Source organism: Pseudomonas sp. S10E 269 (assembly GCF_002798465.1).
In the GTDB taxonomy this organism is placed as follows: Bacteria; Pseudomonadota; Gammaproteobacteria; order Pseudomonadales; family Pseudomonadaceae; genus Aquipseudomonas; species Aquipseudomonas pergaminensis.
This window is the reverse complement of record NZ_PHIJ01000001.1, coordinates 196,196-219,343: the sequence shown is the minus strand read 5'-3', so window position 1 is coordinate 219,343 and position 23,148 is coordinate 196,196. Positions and strand designations below refer to the sequence as shown.

Annotated in this window: 18 protein-coding genes and 4 tRNA genes; 14 read left to right on the top strand and 8 right to left on the bottom strand. The window is 60.9% G+C overall.

Annotated features, from left to right (window positions below):
* Window positions 1–30: 30 nt before the first annotated feature.
* The gene (locus CWC48_RS01055) at window positions 31–2,478 is read right to left on the bottom strand and encodes an acyl-CoA dehydrogenase (protein WP_100491167.1); all 2,448 of its coding nucleotides are present in this window, start codon (window positions 2,476–2,478) and stop codon (window positions 31–33) included.
* 191 nt (window positions 2,479–2,669) lie between these two features.
* On the opposite strand from CWC48_RS01055, the gene CWC48_RS01050 reads away from it, so the two are divergent.
* The 4 genes from CWC48_RS01050 (at window position 2,670) to CWC48_RS01035 (ending at window position 5,846) form a co-directional block, all read left to right on the top strand.
* Window positions 2,670–3,329 carry a transglutaminase family protein gene (locus tag CWC48_RS01050; RefSeq protein WP_099490961.1) on the top strand — a complete coding sequence of 220 codons (660 nt, stop codon included), beginning with the start codon at window positions 2,670–2,672 and terminating at the stop codon, window positions 3,327–3,329.
* A gap of 56 nt (window positions 3,330–3,385) precedes the next feature.
* Window positions 3,386–4,003: a glutathione S-transferase family protein gene (locus tag CWC48_RS01045; RefSeq protein WP_100491166.1), complete on the top strand. Its 618-nt coding sequence runs from the start codon at window positions 3,386–3,388 to the stop codon at window positions 4,001–4,003.
* A 134-nt stretch (window positions 4,004–4,137) separates the two neighbouring features.
* Complete coding sequence (locus CWC48_RS01040) at window positions 4,138–5,070, top strand: ABC transporter ATP-binding protein (protein ID WP_100491165.1); 933 nt, start codon at window positions 4,138–4,140, stop codon at window positions 5,068–5,070.
* Window positions 5,067–5,846, top strand: coding sequence for an ABC transporter permease (locus CWC48_RS01035; protein ID WP_005786689.1), 780 nt, complete (start codon window positions 5,067–5,069; stop codon window positions 5,844–5,846). The genes CWC48_RS01040 and CWC48_RS01035 overlap by 4 nt, the downstream gene beginning before the upstream one ends.
* A 535-nt stretch (window positions 5,847–6,381) precedes the next feature.
* On the opposite strand, the gene CWC48_RS01030 is transcribed toward CWC48_RS01035, so the two are convergent.
* On the bottom strand, window positions 6,382–6,921 hold the full coding sequence (locus CWC48_RS01030; RefSeq protein ID WP_028615763.1) for a TetR/AcrR family transcriptional regulator: 540 nt from the start codon (window positions 6,919–6,921) through the stop codon (window positions 6,382–6,384).
* 91 nt (window positions 6,922–7,012) lie between these two features.
* On the opposite strand from CWC48_RS01030, the gene CWC48_RS01025 reads away from it, so the two are divergent.
* From CWC48_RS01025 to CWC48_RS01010, 4 genes are all read left to right on the top strand, one after another.
* Window positions 7,013–8,206 carry an MFS transporter gene (locus CWC48_RS01025; RefSeq protein WP_028615764.1) on the top strand — a complete coding sequence of 398 codons (1,194 nt, stop codon included), beginning with the start codon at window positions 7,013–7,015 and terminating at the stop codon, window positions 8,204–8,206.
* Between the two features lie 44 nt (window positions 8,207–8,250).
* Complete coding sequence (locus CWC48_RS01020; RefSeq protein WP_033897679.1) at window positions 8,251–8,562, top strand: cupin domain-containing protein; 312 nt, start codon at window positions 8,251–8,253, stop codon at window positions 8,560–8,562.
* 107 nt (window positions 8,563–8,669) lie between these two features.
* A complete protein-coding gene (locus CWC48_RS01015) occupies window positions 8,670–9,818 on the top strand; it encodes a TDT family transporter (RefSeq protein ID WP_028615766.1) in 1,149 nt (382 codons plus the stop codon).
* 66 nt (window positions 9,819–9,884) lie between these two features.
* On the top strand, window positions 9,885–11,759 hold the full coding sequence (locus tag CWC48_RS01010; RefSeq protein ID WP_100491164.1) for an MFS transporter: 1,875 nt from the start codon (window positions 9,885–9,887) through the stop codon (window positions 11,757–11,759).
* Between the two features lie 66 nt (window positions 11,760–11,825).
* Here CWC48_RS01010 and sugE read toward each other — a convergent pair whose 3' ends face one another.
* The 3 genes from sugE to rdgC form a co-directional block, all read right to left on the bottom strand.
* Window positions 11,826–12,140 carry a quaternary ammonium compound efflux SMR transporter SugE gene (gene sugE, locus CWC48_RS01005; protein WP_003237114.1) on the bottom strand — a complete coding sequence of 105 codons (315 nt, stop codon included), beginning with the start codon at window positions 12,138–12,140 and terminating at the stop codon, window positions 11,826–11,828.
* 106 nt (window positions 12,141–12,246) lie between these two features.
* A complete protein-coding gene (locus CWC48_RS01000) occupies window positions 12,247–13,212 on the bottom strand; it encodes a bile acid:sodium symporter family protein (protein ID WP_012723140.1) in 966 nt (321 codons plus the stop codon).
* A 138-nt stretch (window positions 13,213–13,350) separates the two neighbouring features.
* Window positions 13,351–14,271: a recombination-associated protein RdgC gene (gene rdgC / locus CWC48_RS00995; RefSeq protein WP_078047682.1), complete on the bottom strand. Its 921-nt coding sequence runs from the start codon at window positions 14,269–14,271 to the stop codon at window positions 13,351–13,353.
* A 159-nt stretch (window positions 14,272–14,430) separates the two neighbouring features.
* Between rdgC and CWC48_RS00990 the strand changes: the two genes are divergently transcribed.
* Together CWC48_RS00990 and CWC48_RS00985 are read left to right on the top strand one after the other, a co-directional pair.
* Window positions 14,431–14,506 (top strand) — tRNA-Val (locus CWC48_RS00990).
* 19 nt (window positions 14,507–14,525) lie between these two features.
* Window positions 14,526–14,602 (top strand) — tRNA-Asp (locus CWC48_RS00985).
* 144 nt (window positions 14,603–14,746) lie between these two features.
* On the opposite strand, the gene CWC48_RS00980 is transcribed toward CWC48_RS00985, so the two are convergent.
* From CWC48_RS00980 to CWC48_RS00970, 3 genes are all read right to left on the bottom strand, one after another.
* Window positions 14,747–17,179 (bottom strand): TonB-dependent siderophore receptor, encoded by a 2,433-nt coding sequence (locus tag CWC48_RS00980; RefSeq protein WP_100491163.1) that lies wholly within the window; start codon window positions 17,177–17,179, stop codon window positions 14,747–14,749.
* 78 nt (window positions 17,180–17,257) lie between these two features.
* Window positions 17,258–18,241: a FecR family protein gene (locus CWC48_RS00975; protein WP_100491162.1), complete on the bottom strand. Its 984-nt coding sequence runs from the start codon at window positions 18,239–18,241 to the stop codon at window positions 17,258–17,260.
* Between the two features lie 2 nt (window positions 18,242–18,243).
* Complete coding sequence (locus CWC48_RS00970; RefSeq protein WP_078047685.1) at window positions 18,244–18,765, bottom strand: sigma-70 family RNA polymerase sigma factor; 522 nt, start codon at window positions 18,763–18,765, stop codon at window positions 18,244–18,246.
* A 200-nt stretch (window positions 18,766–18,965) separates the two neighbouring features.
* Here CWC48_RS00970 and CWC48_RS00965 point away from each other — a divergent pair.
* From CWC48_RS00965 to CWC48_RS00950, 4 genes are all read left to right on the top strand, one after another.
* Window positions 18,966–19,041 (top strand) — tRNA-Val (locus tag CWC48_RS00965).
* 19 nt (window positions 19,042–19,060) lie between these two features.
* Window positions 19,061–19,137: transfer RNA gene (locus CWC48_RS00960), tRNA-Asp, on the top strand.
* A gap of 304 nt (window positions 19,138–19,441) precedes the next feature.
* Entirely contained in the window at window positions 19,442–21,025 is a 1,584-nt protein-coding gene (locus CWC48_RS00955; protein WP_100491161.1) for a BCCT family transporter, read from the top strand.
* An 86-nt stretch (window positions 21,026–21,111) separates the two neighbouring features.
* Window positions 21,112–23,121, top strand: a complete 2,010-nt coding sequence (locus CWC48_RS00950; protein ID WP_100491160.1) for a CocE/NonD family hydrolase — start codon at window positions 21,112–21,114, stop codon at window positions 23,119–23,121.
* Window positions 23,122–23,148: the final 27 nt, after the last annotated feature.

Sequence of the window (23,148 nt, the reverse complement as noted above, 5' to 3'; positions counted from 1 at the left end):
CTCGCGCCCGTATTTATATGACCGCTCGACTCAGCGGACCTTGCCCTCAGCCTGGGTCAGGTCTTCCTTGCTGAAGTCATCCACGTCGATCACCTTGCGCCGCGCTGCTTCAGCGTCACGCAGGGTTTGCGCTTCGGCGGGTTGCAGCACGCCGGCGTGCAGCGCCGCATCGATGGAGTGTTCCCCGGCAGTCGGCTTGACCTGGCCGCTTTTGAGCGCGGTGTGCAGTTTCTTCTGCAGCGGATGGCTGGCGCCGAGCAGGTCGTAGGCATGTTGCAGGGCGCCCACCGGGTCCTCCGCCGATTGCGGGCGGTAGCAGCCGGCCAGCAACTCTTCCAGGGTCGGATCGCCTTTGGCACGGCCGATCACCGCGGCCACTTCGGCATCCAGTGCATCGGACGGCCCGGTATGGCGACGCCCGAACGGGAACACGATGACCCGCAGCAGGCAACCCAGCACCTTGTTCGGGAAGTTGCTCAGCAGTTCATCCAACGCACGCTCGGATTCACCAAGGCTTTCTTCCATGGCCCAGGCGAACAGCGGTTCCAGGTGGTCCGGCGAATCCAGGTCGTGGTACCGCTTGAGTGCAGCCGACGCCAGGTACATATGGCTCAGCACATCACCCAAGCGTGCCGACAGGCGTTCGCGCCGCTTCAGCTCGCCACCCAGCAGCATCATGCTCAGGTCGGCCAACAGCGCGAAGGCGGCAGCCTGACGGTTGAGCGCGCGGAAGTAACCCTGGCTCAAACGATTGCCCGGAGCCTTCTCGAAATGGCCCACGCCGAGGTTCAGCACCAGGGTGCTGGCGGCGTTGCTCACGGCGAAGCCGATGTGTTGCATCAGCAGGCCGTCGAATTCCTTCAGCGCCTGGTCGTGGTCTTCGCGGCCGGCCAGGGCCATTTCCTTGAGCACGAATGGATGGCAACGGATCGCGCCCTGGCCGAAGATCATCAGGTTGCGCGAGAGGATATTCGCGCCTTCCACGGTGATGAAGATCGGCGCGCCTTGCCAACTGCGACCCAGGTAGTTGTTCGGGCCCATGATGATGCCTTTGCCGCCGTGCACGTCCATGGCGTGGCTGATGCACTCGCGACCGCGTTCGGTCAGGTGGTACTTGAGGATCGCCGAGAGGACCGACGGTTTTTCCCCCAGGTCCACGGCATTGGCCGTGAGCATGCGTGCGCTGTCCATCAGCCAGGCGTTGCCGCCGATGCGCGCCAGGGCTTCCTGGATACCTTCAAAGGCGGAAAGCGGCACGTTGAATTGCTCGCGCACCTGGGCGTATTGGCCGGTCACCAGGCTGGTGAACTTGGCCGCGCCGGTGCCCACCGCAGGCAGGGAGATCGAACGGCCCACGGACAGGCAGTTCATCAGCATCATCCAGCCCTTGCCGAGCATTTCCTGGCCGCCGATCAGGAACTCCAGGGGGATGAACACATCCTTGCCGGAGTTGGGACCGTTCATGAACGCGGCGCCCAGGGGCAGGTGACGACGGCCAATTTCCACGCCGGGCGTATCGGTCGGGATCAGCGCCAGGCTGATGCCCAGGTCTTCCTCTTCGCCCAGCAGGTGGTCCGGGTCATGGGCCTTGAAGGCCAGGCCCAGCAGGGTCGCGACGGGGCCGAGGGTGATGTAGCGTTTTTCCCAGTTCAGGCGCAGGCCGAGGGTTTCCTTGCCTTCCCATTCACCTTTGCAGATCACGCCAGTGTCGGGCATGGCGCCGGCATCGGAGCCGGCCAGCGGGCCGGTCAGGGCAAAGCACGGGATGTCATCGCCACGGGCCAGGCGGGGCAGGTAGTGGTTGCGTTGTTCGTCGGTGCCGTAGTGCAGCAACAGCTCGGCCGGGCCGAGGGAGTTGGGCACCATCACGGTCGAGGCCAGGTCGCCGCTGCGGGTGGCGAGTTTCATCGCGACCTGGGAGTGGGCATAGGCAGAGAAGCCCTTGCCGCCATATTCCTTAGGAATGATCAGGGCGAAGAAGCCGTGGGTCTTGATGTGTTCCCAGGCCGCCGGCGGCAGGTCCATGGCCTGGCCGATTTCCCAGTCGCTGACCATGGCGCAGAGTTCTTCGGTAGGGCCGTCGATGAACGCTTGTTCTTCTTCGGTCAGTTGGACCTTGGGGTAGGCCAGCAACTTGTCCCAATCGGGGCGACCGCTGAACAGCTCGCCGTCCCACCACACGGTGCCGGCGTCGATAGCGTCGCGCTCGGTCTCGGACATCGGCGGCAAGACTTTCTGGAACCAGCTGAACAGCGGTTTGGTGAAGTATTGGCGACGCAGGTCGGGCAGCAGCAGGGGAGCGGCCACGACGGCGATCAACACCCAGAAGATCAGCAGCAGCCAACCCGGTGCGTGGCTCCAGGCACCCATCGCCAGCAGGTAGACGGCGACCACACCCAGTGCGGGCAGCGGGGCGACGCGGCGGTGTGCGAGGTAGGCAATGCCGATTACCAGCACCAGTATCCACAACAACAGCATATTCAATCCTCCGTGAAACCAGGGGCGAAACCACCAGGGAGCTTAGTCGGCATCCGAGCAAGCGGGGTGATCAGGGTGTTACAAGTTGTACTGGGAGCACCTGGCAACAGGCGCCGACATTTGGCCGATTCGTCGTTATCGCTGTGGCAGACCTGTCGTTAAACTCCAGGCTTACCCCGGAGATCACGCTCATGGATATGTACCTGAGTCCCAGCCGCTTCATCGATAGTGACCACCCTGCGGTGGTGGAGTTCGCCGAAAAACATCGCGGAACCCGCGCGGCTTCTAGTGACCAGGCAGTCAGCCTTTACTACGCCGTGCGTGAGGCGATTCGCTACAACCCCTACACCTTCAGCCGTGACCCAGGCACCTTGAACGCCAGCTTCGCCCTGGCCAGCGGCGAAAGCTATTGCGTGCCCAAAGCCACCTTGCTGGCGGCCTGCGCCCGCCACTGCGGCATCCCGGCGCGCATCGGCCTGGCGGACGTGCGCAATCACTTGTCGACGCCGCGCCTGCTCGCCTTGCTCAAGAGTGATGTGTTTGCCATGCACGGTTATACCGAGCTTTACCTGCAGGGTCGCTGGGTCAAGGCTACGCCCGCGTTCAACCAGCAACTGTGCGATGTGTTCGACGTTCCGCCGCTGGACTTCGACGGCGTCAACGACAGTGTCTTCCACGCGTTCAACCGCCAGGGCCAGCGTTCGATGGAATACGTGGTCGACCACGGGCAATTTCCTGACGTGCCCGAGGCGTTTTTCTTCGCGCATATTCAGCAGTGTTACCCCCACTTGTTCAGCGAGGACATGCCGACCCTGCTGGGCGATATGCAGAGCGATTTAAGCCGCGCGTGAACCGGCGTATGCTGCTGCGTTCATCAAGCCATGTTCATCAACAATAAGGCGCGGTCATGCTGAAAATCTGGGGTCGTAAAAATTCATCAAACGTCAGGAAGGCACTGTGGTGCGCCGAAGAACTCGGCCTGGACTATGAGGCAATTGATGCGGGCGGGGCTTTTGGTGTGGTCGACACGCCGCACTACCGCGCGTTGAACCCCAATGGCCGGGTGCCGATGATCGAGGACGGCGACTATGTGCTGTGGGAGTCCAACACCATCGTGCGCTACCTCTGCGCCAAGCAGGCCTCCAACTGGTACCCGAGTGACCTGAAGGCCCGCGCCAACGCCGAAAAATGGATGGACTGGACCACCTCCACCTTTGCCGAACCGTTCAAGATCGTGTTCTGGGGCGTACTGCGCACCCCGGCGGAAAAACAGAACTGGGACACCATCCACGCCGGGCGCCAGGCCTGCATCGATGTGCTCAAGACCGTCGACCAGGCGCTCGCTACACAGCCGTATCTGTCGGGTAAGGAGATCGGCATGGGCGATATCCCCCTGGGCAGCTTCATCTACGCCTGGTTTGAAATGCCCATCGAACGGCCGGCAATGCCCCATCTAGAGGCCTGGTACCAGCGCCTGCAACAGCGCCCGGCCTACCGCAAGGCGGTCATGACTGCGTTGACTTAATACCCACTATTAATACGGGTGACTGTACTTGTGCGGCGCAGGCAAGCACCATGCTTGTCATGCGCCGCCGTTGAACTACCTGGGCTGCGCCCCCATCTACTCTTTCTATTCTCTTCTTTGGTGCGTATTCCGATATGAGTTCCGCTCTGTCCATCCGGCAGCTAACCAAAACCTACGGCAACGGTTTCCAGGCCCTGAGTGGTATCGATCTGGACGTCGCCGAAGGTGACTTCTTCGCCTTGCTCGGCCCTAACGGCGCCGGCAAATCCACCACCATCGGTATCCTCTCCACCCTGGTCAACAAGACCAGCGGCTCGGTGAATGTCTTCGGCCACGACCTGGACAAATCCCCGGCGGCGCTCAAGCGCTCCATCGGCGTGGTGCCCCAGGAATTCAACTTCAACCAGTTTGAAAAGACCTTCGACATCGTCGTGACCCAGGCGGGCTACTACGGCATCCCGGCGAAAGTCGCCAAGGAACGCGCCGAGCAGTACCTGACCCAACTGGGCCTGTGGGACAAGCGCGATGTGCCTTCGCGTTCGTTGTCCGGCGGCATGAAGCGCCGCCTGATGATCGCCCGCGCACTGGTGCACGAACCGCGCCTGCTGATCCTCGATGAACCAACCGCTGGCGTGGACATCGAGCTGCGTCGTTCGATGTGGACCTTCCTCACCGAGCTGAACGAGAAGGGCATCACCATCATCCTCACCACCCATTACCTGGAAGAGGCTGAGCAGCTGTGCCGCAACATCGGCATCATCGACCACGGCACCATCGTCGAGAACACCAGCATGCGTAACCTGCTGGGTCAGTTGCATGTGGAAACCTTTTTGCTCGACTTGAAGAACAACCTGTCGGTGCCGCCGCAATTGCTGGGCTACCCGAGCCGGCTTGTCGACAGCCACACCCTGGAAGTGCAGGTGGACAAGGCCATGGGCATCACCGCGCTGTTCACCCAGTTGGCGGCCCAGCAAATTGAAGTGCTGAGCCTGCGTAACAAAACCAATCGCCTTGAGGAGTTGTTCGTGTCCCTGGTGGAGAAAAATCTGGCGAAGGTGGCGGTATGAGTTCCGAACTGCAACCCAACCTTGTCGCGCTGCAAACCATCGTTTATCGCGAAGTGAAACGCTTTACCCGGATCTGGCCGCAGACCCTGCTGCCGCCGGCGATCACCATGGTCTTGTACTTTGTGATCTTCGGTAACCTGATTGGCCGGCAGATCGGCGACATGGGTGGCTTCACCTACATGGAGTACATCGTGCCGGGCCTGATCATGATGTCGGTGATCACCAACTCCTACGGCAACGTGGTCTCGAGTTTCTTCGGCAGCAAGTTCCAACGCTCGATCGAAGAACTGATGGTGTCGCCGGTGTCGCCGCACACCATCCTGATTGGCTACACCCTGGGTGGCGTGCTGCGCGGGCTGATGGTGGGCGTGATCGTGACCCTGCTGTCGTTGTTCTTCACGCATTTGCAGGTGCATCACCTTGGCGTCACCATTCTGGTGGTGGTGCTGACGGCGACGATCTTCTCGCTGCTGGGCTTCATCAACGCTGTGTTTGCGCGCAACTTCGATGATATTTCGATCATCCCGACCTTTGTGCTGACGCCGCTGACCTACCTGGGCGGGGTGTTCTACTCCATCACGCTGCTGCCGCCGTTCTGGCAGACTGTGTCGCTGGCCAACCCGGTATTGCACATGGTCAACGCCTTTCGCTACGGCATCCTGGGGGTGTCGGATATCAAGATCAGCGTGGCGATCACCTTTATGATCGTCGCCACGGTGGTGTTGTATATCGGCTGTGCGCGGTTGTTGGTGAGCGGGCGTGGGATGCGTACCTGAGCAGCGATCCGCATTGAAAAAACGGCCTCGGATGAGGCCGTTTTTTTTTGCACCGCTGTGGGAGTTGGCTTGCCTGCGAAGGCGGCCTGACAGCCGATCTGGATGTTGGATCTGATCGGGTACATATCCGTTATTTGGGTAACGGCTGGTATGGGTTCCGTCCTTACGGCGGGTCACTTTGGAAAAGAGCCCCAAAGTAACCAAAGGGCTCTTGCCCCAACACTCGGCACCTCGCCTAGGCTCGGTGTGCCCGTAATCCGACAGTGATTTGGGGGGCCGCCGCCACGCGCCATCCATGGCGCGGGGCGGCTAAACCGGCATCCCTGCCGGTTTACCCCCCAAATCCCTGTCGAATTCCGGCCAGCGTGTTTGATGGGGCGCCTAAGATCAAAATCAAAAGCAAGGCGGCCTGACAGCCGGCCTGAGTGGTTGGATCAAAGGCAGATACGTGTAGGAGCTGGCTTGCCGACGATTCGGTACATCAGGTATACCCAGATGATGCCATCGCCGGCAAGCCGGCTCCTACAGAGGAGGTTCAGGCGTTGAGTGCGAGTTCGATCAGGGCGTGCAGTTCTTGCACTGTCAGCGGGGCGTTCGAAAATAGAATGCGAAACACCGTTGGTGCTGCGATCAGGTTGATCAGGTGGTCCACGCTCGGCGGTGTGCTTTGCGGATAGCGATCGACAATCGCCTGCAACTGCCCACTCAGGATGCTCACGCAGTATCCCGGCGTGATCGTGCACTGCAGGTCGCGCATCATGTTGCGGCCCGGCTCCGAACTCATTTCATCCAGGTATTGCTCGGCCCAGGCCTGCAGGTCGCCGCGCAGGCTGCCGGTGTTGGCGGGTTCGCTGTCGGGGCGCATGCGCGCCAGGGCCACGTCCGCGAGCAGCACGGAGAGGTCGCCCCAGCGCCGGTAGATAGTCGAGGGCGTGACGCCTGCGCGTGTGGCAATCATGGGCACGGTGACGCTGGAGCGCTCGTGGGCTTCCAGCAGTTCACGCACCGCCGAATGGACGGATTCTTGTACCCGGGCACTGCGGCCCCCCGGGCGAAGGCCTTCTTTTATCGCCATGTTTGTGACCTTAACACAAAGAATTTGCTTTAAGCGCTGGCGGGTAGCACACTCTGCAAAAGCAAAATATTAGCTTTAGCGGAGCGTGTGCATGTCCAGTCCTGTTTCCCATCGTTCCAGCCTGGTGTTTCTCGCGATCACCTTGCTGACCTTCCTGGCCGCTTCGAGTGCGCCGACGCCGTTGTACCACCTGTATCAGGAAGGCCTGCATTTTTCGGCAGGCATGCTGACGCTGATCTTCGGTGTCTACGCCCTCAGCCTGCTGGCGGCGCTGTTGACCGTCGGCTCTTTGTCGGACCACCTGGGGCGCAAGCCGGTGATTTTTGCTGCGCTGCTTCTGGATATGCTGGCGATGCTGCTGTTTATCAATGAAGGCAGCGTGGCCTGGCTGATTGCCGCCCGCACGTTGCAAGGGTTTGCCACTGGCATGGCCACCGCCGTATTGGGCGCGGCACTGCTCGACACCGACCGCCAACAGGGCCCGCTGGTCAACAGCGTAGCGCCGCTCTTGGGCATGGCTTGCGGGGCGATGGGCAGCAGTCTGCTGGTGGAATTCGCGCCCCTTCCGACCCAGTTGATCTACTGGACGTTGCTGGCCTTGATGCTGTTGCAGGCCCTCTACGTATGGCGCCTGCCGGAAACGGTGAGCCGCATCCCCGGCGCACTGGCGTCGCTGCGCCCAACATTGCATGTACCGCCCCAGGCGCGCCGGGCGTTGTGGCTTTCATTGCCGGTGGATGTGGCGGTGTGGGCGATGGGTGGCTTCTACTTGTCACTGGCCCCGTCGCTGGTGCGGGCCGCCACCGGGTCTACCTCCAACCTGATCGGTGGCGGCCTGGTGGCCGTGCTGACCCTGAGCGGCGCGTTGATGATCTTTACCTTGCGTAATCGTCCGGCCGACAAGGTGCTGCGTCTCGGCGCCGGCTTGCTGGCCATCGGTGTAACGCTGATCCTCACGGCGGTGCACAGCGCCAGCCTGCCCCTGTTCTTCATCGCCACGCTGATCGCCGGCAGTGGCTTTGGCGCGGGCTTTCTTGGCGCCTTGCGCAGTGTGGTGCCGTTGGCCTTGCCCCACGAGCGCGCGGGGCTGATGTCGGCGTTCTATGTGCTGAGCTACCTGGCGTTCTGCTTGCCTTCGTTACTGGCGGGCAACCTTATTCGCAGCTTTGGCCTGATCGCCACCACCGACGGCTACGGCGCGGTCCTCATCCTGCTGGCTGTCGGTGCGCTCATTGCCTTGCTGTTGCAGGATTCGGCGCGCGTGCGGGCGACGACAGGCGGCTGATGGGTAATAATCAGTGCCCGTATCCGCCTGATCGAGATTCGCGCATGAAGATCATCCGCAGCAAGGACTTCACCGGCAGCCGTGCCTGGGAGGCGCTGGACATCGCCAACATGAATGGCATCACCACGCGCCTGCACTGGACCGACCAGCCCTATCGCTGGCATATCAACGACGGCGAAGAAGTGTTTGTGGTGCTCGATGGCCGGGTGCAGATGCACTACCGCGACAATGGTTTCGAACAGGTGGCGGAGCTGGGCGTCGGGGACATCTTTTACGCCAGCGTGGGCACCGAGCACGTGGCCCACCCGCAAGGGCCGGCGCGGATTCTGGTGATCGAGTCCGAAGGCAGCGTCTGACGATATATAGGTAAAGTAGATAACAGATAGAGATATTACCCGTTATATAGATATTCGATTCGGTTCTACCATGGTCTCACCCTCATGCGAGGAAGAGGATTGCCATCATGACCTGCTCGAATAGCATCAGTTACAAACCCTTCAGTCACCTGACCCATCCACGGGAAGTGATCCGCCAGTTCACGCCGAACTGGTTTGCCGCCACCATGGGCACTGGTGTGCTGGCACTGGCCCTGGCGCAGTTGCCAGTCAACCTGCCTGGCCTGCACGCCATCGCCGAGGCGTTGTGGTTGTTCACTGTTGGCCTATTTGTGTTGTTCAGCGTGTTGTACGCGGCCCGCTGGGTGATGTTTTTCCACGAGGCGCGGCGTATTTTCGGTCACTCCACCGTCTCGATGTTTTTCGGCACCATCCCCATGGGGCTCGCGACGATTCTCAACGGCTTGCTGTTATTTGGCCTGCCGCGCTGGGGCGCCGGTGTGATACCGCTGGCTGAAACCCTGTGGTGGTTGGACGTGGGCATGGCCCTGGCCTGCGGCGTGCTTATCCCCTTCATGATGTTCACCCGCCAGGAACACAGCATCGACCAGATGACCGCCGTCTGGCTGCTGCCTGTGGTTGCCGCTGAAGTTGCCGCGGCCAGTGGTGGGCTGCTCGCACCGCACCTGGCAGACGCGCATTCGCAACTGGTGATGCTGGTGACCAGCTATGTGCTGTGGGCGTTTTCGTTGCCGGTGGCGTTCAGCATCCTGACCATCCTGATGCTGCGCATGGCCCTGCACAAACTGCCCCACGCCAATATGGCCGCGTCGAGTTGGCTGGCCCTGGGTCCCATCGGCACCGGTGCGCTGGGCATGTTGCTGCTGGGGGGCGATGCGCCGGCGATCTTTGCGGCCAATGGCTTGCCGGGTGTCGGTGAGATCGCCAACGGCCTCGGCCTGGTAGCGGGCATTACGCTGTGGGGCTTCGGCTTGTGGTGGATGCTGATTGCGGTGCTGATCACCCTGCGTTACCTGCGCGCCGGTATCCCCTTCAACCTCGGTTGGTGGGGTTTCACCTTCCCGCTGGGCGTGTATGCCCTGGCGACGCTGAAGCTGGCGAGCCTGCTGCACCTGGGGTTCTTCAGCGTTTTTGGCAGCGTGCTGGTGGTGGCATTGGCGCTGATGTGGCTGATCGTCGCCAAGCGCACCGTGCAGGGTGCCTATAAAGGTGAGCTTTTTGTTTCGCCGTGCATTGCGGGACTAGCGAATAAGTAAGCAGGATTAGGTAAAGTCGTGGCCTGAACGCTTTTACAAAAAACAGGCCACGCAGGAACACGGACGATGAGCCACCCCTCGCAATTCACCTTGCTGCGCACACGGCGTTTCCTGCCGTTTTTCATCACCCAGTTGCTGGGCGCTTTCAACGACAACATCTTCAAGCAATCGCTGATCCTGGCCATTCTCTACAAGCTCACTATCGACGGTGACCGCTCGATCTGGGTCAACCTCTGCGCATTGCTGTTTATCCTGCCGTTCTTCCTGTTCTCGGCCCTGGCCGGGCAGTTTGGCGAGAAATTCAACAAGGACGCGTTGATCCGCGCGATCAAGATCGGTGAGATCGTGATCATGGCCGTGGGCGCGACGGGCTTCCTCACCAACCACCTGGAGCTGATGCTGCTCGCGCTGTTTGCCATGGGCACTCACTCGGCGCTGTTCGGCCCGGTGAAGTACTCGATCATGCCCCAGGCATTGCATGACGATGAGCTGGTCGGCGGCAACGGCCTGGTGGAAATGGGCACGTTCCTGGCGATCCTGGCCGGCACCATCGGCGCCGGGATCATGATGTCGTCCACCCATTACGCCCCCGTGGTGTCCGTGGCGATTGTCGGCGTAGCGGTGCTGGGTTACCTGGCCAGCCGCAGCATTCCGCGCGCGGCCGCGTCGACCCCGGAACTGCGCTTGAACTGGAATATCTTCAGCGAATCCTGGGCCACCCTGTGCTTGGGCCTGGGGCAAACACCGGCCGTTTCGCGCTCCATTGTCGGCAACTCGTGGTTCTGGTTTGTCGGTGCGATCTACCTGACGCAGATCCCGGCCTACGCCAAGGAGTGGTTGTACGGCGACGAGACCGTGGTGACACTGATCCTCACGGTGTTCTCGGTGGGTATCGCACTGGGTTCGATGCTCTGCGAAAAGCTCTCCGGGCGTAAGGTCGAAATCGGCCTGGTGCCATTCGGTTCATTCGGCCTGACGGTGTTCGGCCTGCTGCTGTGGTGGCACTCCGGCGGCTTCCCGCAGAACGTCCAGGCCAACGATTGGCTTGCCGTGCTCAGCTACGGCCAGGCGTGGTGGGTGCTGTTCGATATCCTCGGCCTGGGTGTATTCGGCGGCTTCTACATCGTGCCGCTGTATGCATTGATCCAGTCGCGTACCGCCGAGAACGAACGCGCGCGCGTGATCGCCGCGAACAACATTCTCAACGCGCTGTTCATGGTGGTCTCGGCCATCGTGTCGATCCTGCTGCTGAGCGTGGCCAAGCTGTCGATCCCGGAACTGTTCCTGGTGGTGTCGCTGCTCAACATCGCGGTCAACACCTACATCTTCAAGATCGTCCCCGAGTTCACCATGCGTTTCATGATCTGGCTGCTCAGCCATTCCATGTACCGCGTGGAGCATCGCAACCTGCAGGCGATCCCGGATGAAGGCGCGGCGTTGTTGGTGTGCAACCATGTGTCGTTTGTGGATGCACTGTTGATTGGCGGCGCGGTGCGTCGGCCGATTCGCTTCGTCATGTACTACAAGATCTACCGCTTGCCGGTGCTCAACTTCATCTTCCGCACCGCCGGGGCGATTCCGATTGCGGGGCGCAACGAAGATATCCAGATCTACGAAAAGGCCTTCACGCGCATTGCGCAGTATTTGAAGGAAGGGGAGTTGGTGTGCATCTTCCCGGAGGGCAAGCTGACTGCCAATGGCGAGATGAACGAGTTTCGCGGGGGCGTGACGCGCATCCTTGAAGAAACCGCGGTTCCGGTGATTCCGATGGCGTTGCAGGGGTTGTGGGGGAGTTTCTTCAGCCGCGATCCGAACAAAGGCTTCTTTCATCGCATCTGGTCGCGGGTGGTATTGGTGGCGGGTGAGCCGGTGGCGGTCGAGTCGGCGACCCCAGCGCAGTTGCAGGAGAAAGTTACTCAGCTGCGCGGCACGGTCCTGTAGGAGCGCGGCTTGCCGGCGATGGCTATCTTCAGGCCGCCATCGCCCGCAAGCGGGCTCCTACAAGGGTTATGTGGAGATTTTCAGGCCAATAAGCCCACAAATGATCAACGCCACGCTGGCCAACCGAAACAACGCCATGGATTCCCCAAACAGGATAATCCCAGCGATCACGGTGCCCACTGCACCCACGCCGGTCCAGATGGCATAGGCGGTGCCCAGCGGCAGTTCCTTCATGGCGAGCCCCAGCAGGCCAAGGCTGATGGCCATGGCGGCAATCGTCAGGGCGGTGGGGAGTGGCTTGCTGAAACCGTCGGTGTACTTCAGGCCGACGGCCCAGCCGACTTCAAACAGACCCGCGAAAAACAGAATGATCCAGGACATGATGACCTCCTAACACTAGGTGGGGTCGTCCCCGGAGTAGTCGCTTGAGCGCGTCGCGGGGTCGTCCCCACGAAGCGCGTTAGAGTGCCGAAAAGTGCTCGGCTGATCAAGTTTGCGGGGTGTTCTCCAGGGCGCGACGGTCTTCCTTTTCGCTCATGCGGCGGAAGTAAGTCGACAGCAATGCACCGGAGATATTGTGCCAGACACTGAACAAGGCACTCGGCACCGCCGCCAGCGGCGAAAAATGCGCACTGGCCAGTGCGGCGCCCAGCCCGGAGTTCTGCATGCCCACCTCCAGCGCCAGCGACTTGCGCTGCGCCAACGGCAACTTGAACACGCGGCCAGTGAAGTAACCCAGCAGGTAGCCAAAGCTGTTGTGCAGCATCACCACGGCCATGATCAACAAGCCCGACTCGGCGATCTTCGCCTGGCTGGCGGCAACCACCGCCGCGACGATGATCACGATGCTCACCACCGACACCAGTGGCAGCACATCGACCGCATGCCGAACCCGATCGCCGAGCACGCGTTGCGCCAGCACGCCGAGCACGATCGGCAGCAACACCACTTGCAGGATCGACCAGAACAGCTCCATGAACGACACCGGCAGCCAGGCCGAGGCCAGCAGCCAGATCAATGCTGGCGTGAGCAGCGGGGCGAGGAGGGTGGTGACGGCGGCGATGGCCACCGACAACGCCAGGTCGCCACGGGCCAGCCAAGTCATCACGTTGGACGAGGTGCCGCTTGGGCAGCAACCGACCAGGATCACGCCGACGGCGATTTCCGGGGGGAGATGGAAGGCCTGGCACAGCAACCACGCCACGCCCGGCATGATCACGAAATGCGCAACCACGCCCAATGCCACACGCCAGGGGTGGCGGGCGACTTCGGCGAAGTCATCGAGTTTGAGGGTCAGCCCCATGCCGAACATCACCAGGCCCAGCAGCGGGACAATGGCACTTTTAAGGCCAATGAACCAGCCGGGTTCGAGGAAGGCGACGACGGCGAAAATCAACACCCAGTAGGCGAAGGTATTGCCGACGAAGCGGCTCAAGGCGGCGAGTGCGCGCATGGGGATGTCCTTTTTGTTGGTTTCGATCAAATGTGGGAGGGGGCTTGCCCCCGATTGCAGTCTGTCAGTCATAGGTGTTTTAACTGACAGAATGCTATCGGGGGCAAGCCCCCTCCCACATTTTGAATTTCACACGGTTTAGATACCCTGCGGAGTCTCTTCACCGCCCAATGCTTCAACCAGCGCCGGCAAGAAGTCGCCAAACGTCAGCATCATCAGGGTAAAGCTCGCATCCAGTTGGCCCAGGGCTTCTTCACCGCCGTCCTGTTCGGCCTGGTCTTGCAGCAGGTCTTCGAACTTCAGGCGCTTGACGGTCATTTTATCGTCGAGCATGAAGGACAGCTTGTCCTGCCAGGCCAGGGCCAGTTGGGTCACGACTTTGCCGGTGGTCAGGTGCAGCTGGATCTCTTCGCCGGTCAGGTCCTGGCGCTTGCAGCGCACGATGCCGCCGTCTTCGTGGGTGTCGCGCAGTTCGCACTCGTCGAGGACGAAGAAGTCATCGGCCGGCTTCTGGGTGGTGACCCAGTCGGTCATGACCGCCGTCGGTGCGGTTTTTACCGTCAGTGGGCGAACGGGCAGGGTGCCGATCACTTCACGCAGGGTCGACAGCAAGTCTTCGGCGCGTTTCGGGCTGGCGGAGTTGACCAGGATCAGGCCTTGTTTCGGCGCGATGGCCGCGAAGGTCGACGAGCGACGGATAAAGGCGCGGGGCAGGAAAGCCTGGATGATTTCATCCTTGATCTGGTCGCGTTCCTTCTTATAGACCTTGCGCATTTGCTCGGCCTCGATCTCTTCGACTTTCTCTTTCAGTGCGTCACGCACCACGCTGCCCGGCAGGATACGTTCTTCCTTGCGCGCGGCGATCAGCAGGAAGTCACCGCTGACGTGAACCAGGGGAGCGTCTTCACCTTTACCAAAAGGCGCGACGAAACCGTAAGTGGTCAACTCCTGGCTTGCACACGGGCGCGCCAGTTTGGTGGCCATGGCCGCTTCCAACGCCTCGGCATCAACAGGCAGATCTTGGGTCAGGCGATAGATAAGCAGGTTCTTGAACCACATGGGGTGAGTCTCTCCTTTATACAAAGGGGGGCATTATTGTCTTGATAACGCCCCAGGCCAACCCTGCCTAAGCCATTGGAAGCTATCAAAAAAAAGATTTAAGAAAGTGCTTGCCAGACCCAGGGTCGCTCCGTAGAATGCGCGCCACACCGAAACGAAGGGTGATTAGCTCAGCTGGGAGAGCATCTGCCTTACAAGCAGAGGGTCGGCGGTTCGATCCCGTCATCACCCACCATTCGCTTCATGTGTTACGCGCAGCGGTAGTTCAGTCGGTTAGAATACCGGCCTGTCACGCCGGGGGTCGCGGGTTCGAGTCCCGTCCGCTGCGCCATATTCGGTTACCTGGAACGCTGAACGCCAGGTCACCACAGGAAGCCCGCTCATTGAGCGGGCTTTTTGCTGTCTGGGCTTTGCAAAAGCCGATAAAAACGCCGCCGATCATTTTCAATGATCGGCGGCGTTTTTTATTGGGGGGCTAGAAATCCCAGCGGGTGGTCACCATGAAGTTGCGCGGCTCGCCGTAAGCGGCGGAGTTATAGAAGCCGATGTTGGTGTAGTAGTGCTTGTCGAACAGGTTGTTGACGTTCAGCGTGGCCGACAGGTTTTTGCTGACCTGATATTTGGTCATCAGGTCCACCAGCCAATAGGCGTCCTGGGAGAACTCTTCGTATTGGCTGTGCGGGTTGTTGTAGATGTCCTGCCAGCCCACGCTTTGCCAGCGCACGCCACCGCCGACGGTCAGCTTGTCCAGGTTGCCCTTGAGCTTGTAGGTGGTGAACAGCTTGACCTGATCTTCAGGTTCGAAGGTGGAGATCTTCTCGTCCTTGTCGTCGCGCACCACCTTGTGGGTGTAGCCGGCCTGGAGTTGCCAGCCAGGGGCAATCTCGCCGGACATTTCCAGCTCATAACCTTTGGTGACGGCCTTGCTGCTCTTGTAGGCGTAGTTGTTCGGGATGGGCGTCTGGTTGTTGTACTCGTCATCCGACAGTGCGCGATTGGATTCGTGGATTTCAAAGTAAGCCGCGCTGGCGTTCAAGCGACCGTCGAAAAAGTCGGCTTTCATGCCCAGTTCCCAGTTCTGGCCTTCGTCCGGCTCAAGCAGCTTGTTGTCTCGATCGCGGTTGTAATTCTCCTGCGGCATGAAGATATCGGTGTAGCTGGCGTAGACCGAATAGGTGTCGTTGAGGTCGTACACCGCACCGATGTAAGGGACGAAACGCCCGGACTCGCGGTAGTTGGGGTTGTAGCCCGTGACTTGATAGTTGACCACACGCCCGCCCAGCAGCAGCTTGAGGTCGTCGGCGAGGTTCAGGCGGGTAGTCACATAAGCGCCTGTCTGGCGCACGGTGTCGTCGGTCAGTGATTGCGCGCGGCCCCAGTCCGGTATCGTGGCGTGGCCGTGCCAGTTGTTGAAGTCGACGATATTGGGGGAGAGGTTCCAGTAGCCCTTGCCTTTCCATTCCGAGGCGCTGATAGAGCCGCCCAGCACCAGTTCATGTTCGCGACCGCCCAGGCTGAAGGGACCGCTCACGTACAGGTCGGCGGAATCGCTGACGGTTTCCCCGGTGTACTTGCCCGAGGTGAGTTGCGCGGTGCCGTCTGGCTGCGGCTGGTCACCCTGGATCGAGCCCATCAGGGCGTGGTAGCCGTTGATCTTGTGATCCAGTTGCAGCTTGGTCACCCAGCCATTGCCCAGGTCGTGTTCGAGCATGGCAAATACGGTGCGGGTGTATTGCTCCCAACTGCTCCAGTCGGCAGCGTTGTTGAACGAGCGCTTGACGCTATTGCTGTCGCCTCTGGAGTTGATCAACGGGAAACTGCCCGACCACGAAGAGCCCTTTGGCAGCGTGTCTTGATAGTCACCGCCTACCGTGAGCAGGGTATCGGGTGACAGGTCGAACTCCATGATGCCGTAGTACGTCGGGCTCTGGCGCGAGTAGTGGTCCATGAACGAATGTTTGTCCTGGTAGGCCGCTACGGCCCTGCCACGCACGTTGCCGCTTTCGGTCATGGGGCCGCTGACATCCAGCTCGCTACGGTAATTGTCCCAGGAACCGGCACCGAGGGTCGCATGCCCCTTGAAGTCGGCGGTGGGCTTCTTGCGCACCAGGTTGATCGTCGCGCCCAGCGAACCTGCGCCAGTCAGCAGGCCAGTGGCGCCCTTGAGCACTTCGACACGGTCATAGATCGCCATGTCGCTCAGGGTGTTGCCTGCCGAGTAAGCGACGTTGCGCGCCGTGGACGGAATGCCGTCGTATTGGAAGTTATTGATCGAGAAGCCCCGGGCGTAGTAGTTGGTACGCTCGGTGTCGAAGGCTGAAACGGTGATGCCGGGTGTGTGGCGCATCACGTCATCGACGTTGTTCAGGCCGAAATCATCCATGTGCTGGCGGGTGACCACCGACACCGACTGTGGGGTTTCCTTGGGTGTCAGCACCATCCGCGTGGCGGTGGCGATCGTGCCGGGCGTGTAGGAATCGGTGTCTTCGGTGACGTTGCCGAGTTGGTTGCCGCTGACCTGGGTCGGGCTCAGTTCCAGGCTGCCGTCGCCGGCGGTGGGGGCGGGTTGCAGGGCATAGACCTGATCACCTTTTACCGCGCGGTAGCCGCTGCCTTGCAACAACCTGTCGAAACCGTCCTGGATCGCGAAATTGCCTTTCAGGCCTGGGCCTTTGAGGCCTTCCAGTTCGTGGGACTGGAACACGATCGCCACACCGGCCTGCTGGGCGAAGCGGTTGAGCGAACTGCCCAGCGGCCCGGCGGGGATGTCGTAGGTCTGGGCTGCAACGCTGACGGCATCGGCTTGGGCCATGCTGATGTTCAGCGTAGTGGCGGTGAGCATGGCCAGGGACAGCGGCGCGCTTTTCAGGAGCCGAAAGCGTCCGCGCGGGTAGGAAGGGGTGTGCATGGTGAAGGCAGTCCTTTATGTGTCGAATTACCTTCCTTGACGGGCAGCCTCGAAAAAACCGGAAGCAAATGCGAATAATTATTTATTGGGCGGTGTCTCGGGGCTTACCACGATCAACCAAGGGGTGAAGGCCTGCACCTGGATCGGCAACGTTTGCGCGAGTAATTGCAAGGCATGGTCGCTGTTATCCAACGGGATCACGGCAGACACTCGCAGGCCTTGCAGCGCACGGCGATCAAATTGCACGCGGCCGACGCGATGCCGGGCGATTTCGTCCAGGACCTCGGGCAATGGCTTGTTTTCCACGACCAACTGATGGCGACGCCAGGCTTCGTTGATGCTGGTCGGGTCGACAGTGCCGGCCAGGCGAACGTCGCTGGAACGCATCAAGGCTTGTGAGCCTGCGTCGACTTCCAGCGTCTGCTCGCCGTTGGCACTGTGTGCGGCCACGCGGGATTCGAGCATGCTCAGCACGGTGACATCACCGTCTCGCTTGACCACAAACCGTGTGCCCAGCGCTCGCAAGGTGCCTTGAGGCGTCTGCACGACAAACGGCCGCGTGGTGTCGTGGGCCACCTGCACCAGGATTTCGCCTTGCAGCAATTCGATACGGCGTTGTTTGCTATCGAAATGCAGGTTTGCCGCGCTGATACCGTTGAGGGTCAGCGTTGAGCCATCCGGCAGTTGCAGGGTTTGCCATTGGCTTGGCCCGTTGCGCACATCGGCCATCCATTGCTGCGGATAAGGGCTGATCAGCAGCGCCGCTGCCGGAATTGCCAGGCTGCAGGCCACTACCAGCGCGCGCACGGCGTTCTTGCGTCGACGGTTTTTGGGCTGGGCAAAGGCTGCGTTCAGCGCCGCCCGTGCCGGGGCTTTTTTGCCACGCAGTGCCTGCATGCGGGCGATAACGGCTTCCATGCGAGCGGCCGCTGCGGCGTGTTGCGGGCTTTGCTGTTTCCAGCACTCGAACGCCAGTCGCTGGGCCTCGTTCAGTTCGCCGTCGTGCAGGCGCAGCAGCCATTCGGCCGCTTGTTGTTCGATCTGTGGGTGGGCGTCCGGCATGCTCAATCAGTGTCCATACTGTGGCCGCAATGCATGAGCGCCTTGATCAGGTATTTGCGCACGGTGCGTTCCGACAACTTGAGCTGTCGGGCGATTTGCTGTTGAGTCATTTCTTCGAGGTAATACAGCACGAATGCCTGGCGCGAGTATTCGTGCATGCCTTCCAGGATAAACGCGATCTGTTCGAGGGCTTCGAGGGTGGTGTGGATCTGCTCCGGGGATTGAAACCCTTCCAGCGCGTCCACGGTGAGGGCCAGTTCCTGCAGGTAGGCCTGTTCGATCTGCTTGCGCCGCGCCTGGTCGATGAGCAGGCGCCTGGCGGTGGTGCTCAAATACGCCCGGGGCTCGCGAATGCCGGCGACAGACTCGCGCGCGTTCAGAATGCGTGCAAAGGTATCCTGCGCCAGGTCGGCTGCGTTCTGCCGGCAGCCCAGTTTGCGGCGTAGCCAGGTGAGCAGCCAGCCATGATGCTCGCTGTAGAGCTGGGTAATTTCCCGTTGGAATGGCGGTTCACCCACAGACATAGGCGTGGCTCAGGCGTTATTGAGAATGGTTTTTAATTGTGCGGCCAAGCCACGGGTAAACGCAATAGACTCGCGTTTGAGGGCGCAGAAGCCCGTTTTTGCTGGGGTTTGCCCTTGACGAGAAAATATTTCAAATAAAGTGCATTTAAATCAAGACATTGCGGATTTTTGGTGTATGATGCCGCCCACACCGAAACGAAGGGTGATTAGCTCAGCTGGGAGAGCATCTGCCTTACAAGCAGAGGGTCGGCGGTTCGATCCCGTCATCACCCACCATTCGCTTCATGTGTTACGCGCAGCGGTAGTTCAGTCGGTTAGAATACCGGCCTGTCACGCCGGGGGTCGCGGGTTCGAGTCCCGTCCGCTGCGCCATATTCGGTTACCTGGAACGCTGAACGCCAGGTCACCACAAGAAGCCCGCTCATTGAGCGGGCTTTTTTTCGTCCGCGATTTATCCTCCTGGCGCCTTGCCATTGTGCACTGCCTAGTTGCCCTGAACTGTGCTGGTGCGCCATGACGTGAGGGAATACCCCCATGCACATTGGTTGATTGCGCCCTCGGCCGCTTAAACGTTTATTAATAGCCACGCGAAGACTTCCAGGCGAGTGACTGGCAGCAGGATGCTGCCGTACCCGCTCATTCACATAAAAATAGTCTGCAAGGGGAATGGCTCTACATGAAATATCCACTGCGTCCGTTGGTGTTCTGGCCAACTTTCCTGATTCTGCTGGCGGCGGTGATCGCCAGCTACGTCGACCTGAATGCCTTCCTGGCGGTCAGCAAACAGCTCAACAACCTGATCCTGAAAAACTTCTCTTGGCTGTTCAGCGCCGGCTCGTTTGCGATGGTCGTGCTGACCGCTATCGTCTACTTCTCCGCGCTGGGCAAGGTGCGCATCGGCGGTGAAGACGCCCAGCCCCTGCTGAGCAAATGGCGTTGGTTCATGGTGGCGCTGTGCACCACGCTGGCAGTGGGCGTGCTGTTCTGGACCACCGCCGAACCGCTTTATCACCTGTACGGCCCACCCACCAGCCAGCCAATCGAAGCGGGCAGCTCGGCGGCCAAGAGCTTTGCCATGTCGACGATGTTCCTGCACTGGACCATCACGCCCTACGCCATCTACCTGGTGCCCTCGCTGGTGTTTGCGCTGGTGTTCTATAACCGTCGCAGCAACTTCTCCATCGGCGCCATGCTTGAGCCGCTGCTGGGGGCGGCGCGGGTCAAGCGCTACGCCGGGCTGATCGACACCCTGGCGATGTTCGCCCTGGTGGCCGGCATGGCCTCGTCCCTGGGCACGGGTGCGCTTACCCTGGCCGGTGGCCTGGCCCAGTACATTGGCGGTGAAACCACACCGTTTCGCTTGGCTATCATCATTGCGATCATCGTCATCACCTTTGTCGCCTCGGCCGCCAGCGGCCTGCAAAAAGGCATTGTGATGCTGTCCTCGTTCAACACCTGGATCATGCTGGCCCTGGGGCTGTTCGTGCTGCTGTGCGGGCCGACCTTGTACATGTTCAGCCTCGGCGTCGAGTCCCTTGGCGTGTACCTCGACACCTTCTTCAGCCGCAGCCTGTTCACCGGCGCCGCCAGTGGCGACACCTGGCCGTACAGTTGGACGGTGTTCTACTGGTCGGTGTGGTTTGCCTGGGCGCCGGTGAGTGCGCTGTTCCTCGGCAAGATCGGCCGTGGCTATACCGTGCGTGAATTCATCCATATCAACATGCTCTACCCGGCGTTGTTCACGGCGGTGTGGATCTGCATCTTCTCCGGCACCAGCCTGTACTTCGATGCGCTGGGCGACGGCAGCCTCAACCGGGTGTTGAACGAGCAGGGCGTGGAGCATGTGCTGTACCAGATGTTCCAGCAATTGCCGGCCAGTGGCCTGATGATCGCGTTCCTGCTGTTTGTCGCATTCATCTCTTTCGTCACCGCGGCCGACTCCAGCACCGACGTGATCGCCAACCTGTGCAGCAAAGGCGTGACCGCCGATTCCGACTTGGACGGCAACCCGCTGCTGAAGATTGTCTGGGGCCTGATCATCGGCTCAGTCTCGTGGGTGATGGTCGCGTTTGTCGGCATCGACGGGGTGAAGATGCTCTCCAACCTCGGCGGCTTGCCGGGCATGATCCTGGTGTTGCTGGCCAGCACCTCGTTGATCTTCTGGCTGAAGAACCCGGCGCTGCTCGATGTGAAAAACGTCCGGCCGGCCACCGAGCCCGAGCTGCGCGGCACCAGCCCCGTGGCGGAATTTGCCCGCTAGACCCAACCACCTGTGTGCCTCCCCACGCGCTCCCCTGCGGGCGTGGGGGAGCCGTTTGTTCGCAATAAACGCGTTTGGAGTTACCGATGGAAATCGTTACCGAGTTTGCCTACAAGGTCCGTGAAATCGAGCACTGCCTGATCCCCTTGAAGGACGGCACCCAACTGGCTGCCCGTATCTGGCTGCCCGAAGTCGCCGGCTCGCAGGCCTTCCCGGCGATCCTGGAATACCTGCCGTACCGCAAGCGCGATGGCACTGCCGTGCGTGATGCGCTGACCCATCCGTGGATGGCGGGGCAGGGCTATGTGTGTGTGCGTGTGGATATGCGTGGCAATGGCGAATCCCAGGGGTTGATGGCCGATGAATACCTGCTGCAGGAACAGGAAGACGCCCTCGAAGTGATCGACTGGCTATGCCAGCAACCCTGGTGCGATGGCAATGTCGGCATGATGGGCATCTCCTGGGGCGGCTTCAACGGCCTGCAAGTCGCGGCGCGCCAGCCCGAGGCGCTGAAGGCGATCATCACCCTGTGCTCCACCGATGACCGCTTTGCCGACGACATTCATTACAAGGGCGGCAACCTGCTGATGGAGAACTTCGGCTGGGCCGCCACCATGCTCAACTTCAGCGCTGCCGTGCCCGATCCTGTGCTGGTCGGCGATGGCTGGAAAGATCTCTGGCACCAACGCCTGGACGCCATGCCGTTGCTCGCCGAGACCTGGCTGCAGCACCAGACCCGTGATGACTACTGGCGCCATGGCTCGGTGTGCGAGGACTATTCGAAGATCAAGGCAGCGGTCTATGCCGTGGGCGGGTGGGGCGATGCCTACCGCAATACCGTCTCGCGCCTGATGGAAAACCTGCCAGGGCCGAAGAAGGCCATGATCGGTCCTTGGATTCATAAATACCCGCATTTCGCCGTGCCCAATCCGGCCATCGGCTTTCTGCAAGAAGCCAAACGCTGGTGGGATCACTGGCTCAAGGGCGTCGAAAACGGGGTGATGGATGACGCAGCCTGCACTTTTTACCTACAGGATGTTCTGCCGCCGAAGGGCAGTTACGCTGAACGGCCAGGTATCTGGGTGCAGACAGCGGGCTGGCCGGATCCGCAGGTGCAATGGCGCGATTTCAGCCTCGGCGAACACGGCTTGAATGCTGGCATCCAACCTTTGGCCGCACCGCGGAGCATTTGCTCGCCGCTGACCACCGGCCTGCACCAGGGTGAATACTGCGCGATCTGGTTTGGCCCCGATGGCCCGACGGACCAGCGCCGTGATGATGCCCACTCGCTGTGCTTTGACTCCCAACCCTTGACCGAACCTTTGGCGCTGCTCGGCGATGCGCGCCTCAAGCTGCGCGTGGCCAGTGACACATCCTGTGGTCAGTTGGTGGCCCGGTTGAACGCAGTATCCCCGGAGGGCCACGTCACGCAGATCAGCTACGGCGTGCTCAACCTCACGCTGCGCGAGGACCTTTCCCACGTAACACCTGTAGTTCCGAATGAACCGATGGACGTGCAGTTAAACCTCGATCACATCGGCATGCGCCTACCCACCGGCTACCGTTTACGCCTGGCGTTGAGCACCGCGAGTTTTCCGCTGCTGTGGCCGAGTCGCGAGCTGACCACCCTGACCTTGCTGCCGACGCTGCAAAGCCTGCAACTGCCGGTATTCAACGGCAAGGCGGTGGACTGCCCGTTCGAAGCGCCACAGGCGGCGACCCCGGTCGCCATGGAAGTCCTGCGCGCCGCCGCGCCGAAACGCACGTTGATCGAAGATGTCGGCAGTGGTGAAGTCTGCGTCAAAATCGAGGATGACCTGGGCGCGGTGCGTTTTATCGACCACGGCCTGTCGGTGGACCAGCGTTGCACCGAGCAATACCGCACCTTGCCCTGGGACCCGCTGTCGACGCGTGCCGATATTCAGTGGCACTACCGCGTGGGCCGTGACCAGTGGGCCGTGGAAGTGGAAAGTCTGCTGAGCGTGCACGCCGATGCCGAGTGGTTCTACATCGAAGCGGAGCAGACCGCCTGGGAAGACGGCCAGTTGGAACACCGTCGGCAATGGAGTAAACGCGTGGCCAGGGTCGCGCTGTGAGCGGGCAACTGGCAGGATGCCTGCCAA

Coding starts and splice junctions, on each gene's coding strand:
- CWC48_RS01055 (WP_100491167.1), bottom strand. CDS start 2,478: ATGCTGTTGTTGTGGATACTGGTGCTGGTAATCGGCATTGCCTACCTC.
- CWC48_RS01050 (WP_099490961.1), top strand. CDS start 2,670: ATGGATATGTACCTGAGTCCCAGCCGCTTCATCGATAGTGACCACCCT.
- CWC48_RS01045 (WP_100491166.1), top strand. CDS start 3,386: ATGCTGAAAATCTGGGGTCGTAAAAATTCATCAAACGTCAGGAAGGCA.
- CWC48_RS01040 (WP_100491165.1), top strand. CDS start 4,138: ATGAGTTCCGCTCTGTCCATCCGGCAGCTAACCAAAACCTACGGCAAC.
- CWC48_RS01035 (WP_005786689.1), top strand. CDS start 5,067: ATGAGTTCCGAACTGCAACCCAACCTTGTCGCGCTGCAAACCATCGTT.
- CWC48_RS01030 (WP_028615763.1), bottom strand. CDS start 6,921: ATGGCGATAAAAGAAGGCCTTCGCCCGGGGGGCCGCAGTGCCCGGGTA.
- CWC48_RS01025 (WP_028615764.1), top strand. CDS start 7,013: ATGTCCAGTCCTGTTTCCCATCGTTCCAGCCTGGTGTTTCTCGCGATC.
- CWC48_RS01020 (WP_033897679.1), top strand. CDS start 8,251: ATGAAGATCATCCGCAGCAAGGACTTCACCGGCAGCCGTGCCTGGGAG.
- CWC48_RS01015 (WP_028615766.1), top strand. CDS start 8,670: ATGACCTGCTCGAATAGCATCAGTTACAAACCCTTCAGTCACCTGACC.
- CWC48_RS01010 (WP_100491164.1), top strand. CDS start 9,885: ATGAGCCACCCCTCGCAATTCACCTTGCTGCGCACACGGCGTTTCCTG.
- sugE (WP_003237114.1), bottom strand. CDS start 12,140: ATGTCCTGGATCATTCTGTTTTTCGCGGGTCTGTTTGAAGTCGGCTGG.
- CWC48_RS01000 (WP_012723140.1), bottom strand. CDS start 13,212: ATGCGCGCACTCGCCGCCTTGAGCCGCTTCGTCGGCAATACCTTCGCC.
- rdgC (WP_078047682.1), bottom strand. CDS start 14,271: ATGTGGTTCAAGAACCTGCTTATCTATCGCCTGACCCAAGATCTGCCT.
- CWC48_RS00980 (WP_100491163.1), bottom strand. CDS start 17,179: ATGCACACCCCTTCCTACCCGCGCGGACGCTTTCGGCTCCTGAAAAGC.
- CWC48_RS00975 (WP_100491162.1), bottom strand. CDS start 18,241: ATGCCGGACGCCCACCCACAGATCGAACAACAAGCGGCCGAATGGCTG.
- CWC48_RS00970 (WP_078047685.1), bottom strand. CDS start 18,765: ATGTCTGTGGGTGAACCGCCATTCCAACGGGAAATTACCCAGCTCTAC.
- CWC48_RS00955 (WP_100491161.1), top strand. CDS start 19,442: ATGAAATATCCACTGCGTCCGTTGGTGTTCTGGCCAACTTTCCTGATT.
- CWC48_RS00950 (WP_100491160.1), top strand. CDS start 21,112: ATGGAAATCGTTACCGAGTTTGCCTACAAGGTCCGTGAAATCGAGCAC.